The organism is Reyranella sp., assembly GCF_050185545.1.
Lineage (GTDB): Bacteria > Pseudomonadota > Alphaproteobacteria > Reyranellales > Reyranellaceae > Reyranella.
On sequence record NZ_JBFWZI010000303.1, the window covers coordinates 1 to 5,657 of the forward strand.

The 5,657-nt window shown below is 67.4% G+C and carries 5 protein-coding genes; 3 read left to right on the top strand and 2 right to left on the bottom strand.

Annotated elements, in window-relative coordinates; all coding sequences use genetic code 11:
* On the bottom strand, positions 1–986 hold a 986-nt coding region (locus AB7O82_RS36700), incomplete at its 3' end, for an MDR family oxidoreductase (protein WP_428621756.1).
* A gap of 127 nt (positions 987–1,113) precedes the next feature.
* Here AB7O82_RS36700 and AB7O82_RS36705 point away from each other — a divergent pair.
* From AB7O82_RS36705 to cysC, 3 genes are read left to right on the top strand one after another with little or no spacing between them, the layout of a single operon-like run.
* Entirely contained in the window at positions 1,114–2,106 is a 993-nt protein-coding gene (locus AB7O82_RS36705) for a hypothetical protein (RefSeq protein ID WP_428545929.1), read from the top strand.
* A 1-nt stretch (position 2,107) separates the two neighbouring features.
* Positions 2,108–3,010: a sulfate adenylyltransferase subunit CysD gene (gene cysD / locus AB7O82_RS36710; protein ID WP_428545932.1), complete on the top strand. Its 903-nt coding sequence runs from the start codon at positions 2,108–2,110 to the stop codon at positions 3,008–3,010.
* Positions 3,010–4,869, top strand: a complete 1,860-nt coding sequence (gene cysC / locus AB7O82_RS36715; RefSeq protein WP_428621758.1) for an adenylyl-sulfate kinase — start codon at positions 3,010–3,012, stop codon at positions 4,867–4,869. Before cysD ends, cysC begins: the two co-directional genes overlap by 1 nt.
* A gap of 56 nt (positions 4,870–4,925) precedes the next feature.
* Here cysC and AB7O82_RS36720 read toward each other — a convergent pair.
* Positions 4,926–5,657: SDR family oxidoreductase (locus tag AB7O82_RS36720; protein ID WP_428621760.1), on the bottom strand; the 732-nt coding region annotated here is incomplete at its 5' end.

Genomic DNA, 5,657 nt, shown 5'->3' on the forward strand with positions numbered 1-5,657 from the left:
TCGACCACGACGCGGCCGCGGATCTCGCCCTTCAGGATCTTCGGAGCAAGCGTCATCAGGTCGGCCAACCCGGCCTCGCTCACCGTGGCATCGAGCTTGTCCATAGGCAGGTCGGTCGCGAGCCGGCGCCAGGCTTCCTCGCGCGGCGCCTTGGGCAGCATCACCGAATCGATGCCGTACATGGTCACGCCGCGCAGGATGAAGGGCAGGATCGAGCCGGGGAATGCAGCGCCGCCTGCCAGCCCGCAGACCGCGGCGGCACCGCCATACTTCACCTGGGCCAGCGCCTTGGCCAGCATCACACCGGAGACCGTGTCGACCACACCCGCGAACCTTTCGGAGAGCAGCGGGCGGTCGGGCGCCTCGACGAGTTCCTTGCGCGGCATCACGGTGGCCGCGCCGAGCGACCTGAGATAGTCGCCCTCCTGAGGCCGACCGGTGGCCGCCACGACCGTGTAGCCAAGCTTGGCCAGGATCGCGACGGCTACCGAGCCGACGCCGCCAGCGGCCCCGGTCACCAGGACCTCGCCCGCCGCCGGGCGGACACCGTGCTTCTCCAGGGCGAGCACACAGAGCATCGAGGTGTAGCCCGCCGTCCCGATGGCCATCGCCCGACGCGTCGAGATCGACGGCGGCAGCTTGACCAGCCAGTCGCCCTTGACACGCGCCCTGGTAGCGTAGCCGCCCCAATGCAACTCGCCGACGCGCCAGCCGTTCAGCACGACCTTGTCGCCGGGACGGAAGGCGGAAGTGCCCGACGCCTCGACCGTGCCGGCGAAATCGATGCCGCCGACATGCGGCCAGGTCCGCACCAGCCCACCGCCTGTGGTCAGCACCAGCCCGTCCTTGTAGTTCAAGGTCGAGTAGTCCACCGCGACCGTGACGTCGCCCGCCGGCAACCGATCGTCCGCCAGCGTTTCGATCGCGCCGCTGACTTTCCGGTCAGCCCCTTGGTTCAGAATCAGTGCGTTCAGCGTCATCGTCAAAATCCGTTCCCAACCGGCCACTCAAATAACATTCCTGCCATGTGATCCCAATCACACTTGATTGGCACTTGATATGAGATAATTTTCATTCGGGGAGAGAAATGAGTCTCGCCGCGTATTGAGTTCGATGTTCGACCGTAGCCCGACGCCAATCCTGTCAACCGTACCGCGCTCCGGAACGTGGTTCCTCCGGTATTCGATCTCCTTCCTCTGTCATCTCGACCGTGGCGGTCGGATCGAGGATCGGCTGACAGGTCGTGTCTTCGGGCCCGATTCGGGTCCGGCGTTCGATTTTGAGCACTTCCGCGGCGGTCCGTTGTTTCGCGTCCGTGGCACCCTGCCGGTGGATAACCTCTTTGTCGGTCACACCGTGTGTCCCGGCTTCGGCGCACTCGGGTGCAACCTTGACTGGTGGGCCCAGGGCAAGTTTCATGTGCCGGGATACGACTACTTCCACGAGGGCACGAATTTTCGCTACACCCCGGTGGACCTCGCACCCCAGCGCTATACCCCACTGCGCGTGTCGGCAGTGGAGCGCGCCGCCCGCCGTGGCCGTGGCGGACGGATCGCCCTCGTCTACCGCAACCCGATCGACCAGGCGGCGTCCTACTACCGCTACTGCCAGGAGCACCGGGACCCGGCCTACAGCATGGTGGACGGCCGTCCGCTCGCCGGCGTGCCGTTCCGCGATTACCTGTTCAAGTTCGGGCTTCCCTCCTATGCACGCCAGTTCATTTCCTTCCAGGAGATGGCGGCACGCCATCCCGCGCATGTGAAGCTGATGCCCTATGAGCGTCTGGTCGTGCATCCCGTCGAGGCGGTGGCCGCCCTGCTCGATCACTTCGCCGGCAATCGACGCGACTGGCCGCGGCTGGCCGACGCAGTCTGGCTGGCCCGTCGTGACCATATGAAGGCGATCGAGAGCGCTCTCGGTCGCTCGCTCGACAGCACGCGGCACGACGGCGGCAGCCACATCCGGCGCGATCCCACCAGGGCCGAGGGCCGCGGCGATCTCCAGCTCAGGCGCGAGGCGTTGGCGATGCTCGAAAGCCTGGGCGTGCAAACCGCGCTGATCGAGTGGCCAGCCACCGCCGTACCCGCCGTCGCCAGCGCCGCCTGACGTGCCCCCGGCCTGCCCCTGGCTCGACCGTCTCGAAGCCGAAAGCATCCATGTGCTGCGCGAGACGGCGGCGAGCTTTCGCCGGCCGGCACTGCTCTACTCGATCGGCAAGGATTCGTCGGTCCTGCTGCATCTGGCGTTGAAGGCGTTCCATCCGGCGCGCCCCCCCTTCGCGTTGCTGCACGTCGACACGACCTGGAAGTTCCGCGACATGATCGCGTTTCGCGACCGGCGCGTGCGCGAGCTCGGCCTGCCCTTGCAGGTGCACATCAACCCGGATGGGCTCGCACGCGGTATCAATCCCATCGCGCACGGCTCGGCGATCCACACCGACATCATGAAGACCGACGCGCTGAAGCAGGCGCTGGCGCTGCACCAGTTCGATGCGGCGATCGGCGGCGCCCGGCGCGACGAGGAGCTGTCGCGCGCCAAGGAGCGCATCTTCTCCCTGCGCACCGCCCATCATCGCTGGGACCCGCGCCGCCAGCGGCCGGAGTTGTGGCGGATCTACAACGGCCGCCTGGGCCCGGGCGAGAGCATGCGCGTGTTCCCGCTGTCGAACTGGACCGAACGCGACGTGTGGGCCTACATCGCGCGCGAGGAAATTCCGGTGGTGCCGCTCTACTTCGCCGCCCGCCGGCCGGTGGTCGAGCGCAACGGCATGCTGATCATGGTCGATGACGAGCGCCTGCCCCTGCTGCCGCAGGAAGTGCCGGAGCAGCGCTGGGTACGCTTTCGCACTCTGGGCTGCTACCCCCTCACCGGGGCCATCGACTCGCGCGCCGACAGTGTCGAGGCGATCCTCGACGAGCTTGCGGTGGCGCGCACGTCCGAGCGCCAGGGTCGCGCCATCGACCACGGCAACGATTCAATGGAGCGCAAGAAGCTCGAAGGCTACTTCTGATGCCGCTGCTTAGTGGCGGTGCCGGCGACATGCTGCGCTTCATCACCTGCGGCAGCGTCGATGACGGCAAGAGCACCCTGATCGGCCGCCTGCTGGTCGATGGCAATGCCGTTCCCGACGATCACCTGCACGCCAACGGCATCGACGGCGACCTGGCCCAGCTCGTCGACGGCCTGCACGCGGAGCGCACGCAGGGCATCACCATCGATGTCGGGTACCGCTATTTCACGACGGCTCGGCGGCGCTACGTCATCGCCGACACGCCGGGACACGAGCAGTACACGCGCAACATGGCGACCGGTGCCTCGACTGCCGATCTGGCGGTCATCCTGGTCGACGCCACAAAGGGGGTGCGGCGCCAGACCTATCGGCATAGTGCCATCGTGGCGCTGATGGGCATCCGCCAAGTGGTTCTCGCCATCAACAAGATGGATCTGGTGGGCTGGCGGCAGGAGGCATTCTCGGCGATCGCCGCCACTTACCGAGCGCTGACCGCGCCGCTTGCGCTGCCCACCGTCACGGCGATCCCGATGTCGGCACGCCTCGGCGACAATGTCATTGATCTCGGCGCGCACATGCCGTGGTACGACGGCCCGGCCCTGCTCGAGCACCTCGAATCGGTCGATGTCGCCTCGCCTCATGGCGGGCTGTTCCGCTTCTTCGTGCAATGGATCACGCGCGACGAGGCGACGACTTTCCGCGGCTATGCCGGCACCGTGCTGGGCGGCAGCATCCGCGCCGGCGAGGAGATCGTCGTGCTGCCGTCGGGCAAGCAAAGCCGCATCGCGCGCATCGTTACAGCCGACGGCGATCTGGCCGAAGCAAGCGTCGGGCAGGCCGTGACTCTCGCTCTCGCCGACGAGATCGATGTTTCCCGCGGTGATCTCCTCGCCGCGCCCGACGGCCGCCCGCCGCAGCTTGCCGACCAGCTCGCCGCCCATCTGCTGTGGCTCGACGAGGCACCGATGCTGCCCGGCCGGCCCTACCTGATGCGGCTCGGCCCGGCGACGATGACGGCCACGGTGAGCGAGCTCAAGCATCAGCTCGATATCGACGACGGCACGCACAAGGCGGCCAAGCAGTTGGCGGCCAACGAGATCGGCTTCGCCAACCTGGCACTCGACCGGCCGATGCCGTTCGATCGCTACGACGACAATCGCGACACCGGCGGCTTCGTTCTGATCGATCGCCTGACCAATGCGACGGTCGGTGCCGGCATGATTCGTTTCCCGCTGCGCCGGGCCGCCAACCTCAGGTGGCACGATTTCACCGTCAACCGCGGCCAGCGATCCGCGATCAAGGGCCATCGTCCAGCAGTGCTGTGGTTCACCGGCCTGTCGGGCGCCGGCAAGTCGACCATCGCCGACGGCGTAGAGAAGCGATTGCTCGCGCTCGGCCATCACACCTATACGCTCGACGGCGACAATGTGCGGCACGGCCTCAACCGCGATCTCGGCTTCACCGCCGCCGACCGCGTCGAGAACATCCGCCGCGTGATCGAGACGGCGCACCTCATGGCCGACGCTGGCCTGATCGTGCTGGTCTCCTTCATCTCGCCGTTCCGTGCCGAACGGGCGCGGGCCAGGGAGCGCCTCGGCGGCGACTTCTTCTTCGCCGAGATCTTCGTCGACACCTCGTTAGACGAATGCGAGCGGCGCGATCCCAAGGGCCTCTACCGCAAGGCGCGCGCCGGCAGCCTGCAGAATTTCACCGGGCTCGACTCGCCCTACGAGCCACCGGAACAACCGGACCTGCATCTGCGCACCACCGCGTCCACCATCGACGCCGAGGTCGAGCAGGTCCTCGGCATCCTGCGTCATCACGGCGTCCTGGATCGTCCCGACCCGCTGCGCTCCTAGGGCTGCCCCACGATCAGGATGGGCGTCGCGGCGCCCTCGCCTTCTTCAGGTTCTGCTCACCATTTCTCCAGCCACGGCCGCAGCACGATCTCGAACGCCCAGGTCGAGCGGTGCTGGCGATGGAGCTGCAGGTAGGTCTCAGCGATGTGCGCGGGATCGGCCATGTTGTCGTCGACCGTGGTACCCGCCCTGCGATGCGCTCGGCTACCGTCCTGTTGCGTCCAGCCGATCGCGGCGTCGATCGGCACGTTGGCGACGTGGATGCCCTGCGGCATCAGCTCGCGCGCCATGCTCTGGGCGAGGCCGGACTTGGCGTGGCAGGCCATGGCGAAGGCGCCGCTCGCCGGGAAGCCCTTCAGCGCCGCACTGGCGTTGGTGAAGATGATCGTTCCACGCGCGCCGTTGGCGTTGGGCCTGTTCTCGCGCATCGCCAGCGCGGCCTGCTGGCCGACCAGGAACGCGCTGAACGCAGCGTTGCGCAGCGTCGCGAAGGCATCTTCCGGCTGGGCCTCGGTGATGCCCTTGCGGAAGATGCCGGGCACGCGGCCGTCGATATTGTGCACGACCAGTGTCGGCGCGCCGAGATCGCGCCCGACACTCTGGAACAGTTGCGCCACCGATGCCGGATCGGCGGCGTCACAGGCGTAGCGACGCACACCGTGCTTTTCCTCCAATGCCTGCAGGACCGGCTTGTCCGGTGTCCGGGCGGCAACTGCGACGCGCATGCCGTTGTTGGCAAACAGCCGGGCACAACTCGCGCTGATGCCGGGGCCGCCACCGACGATGAG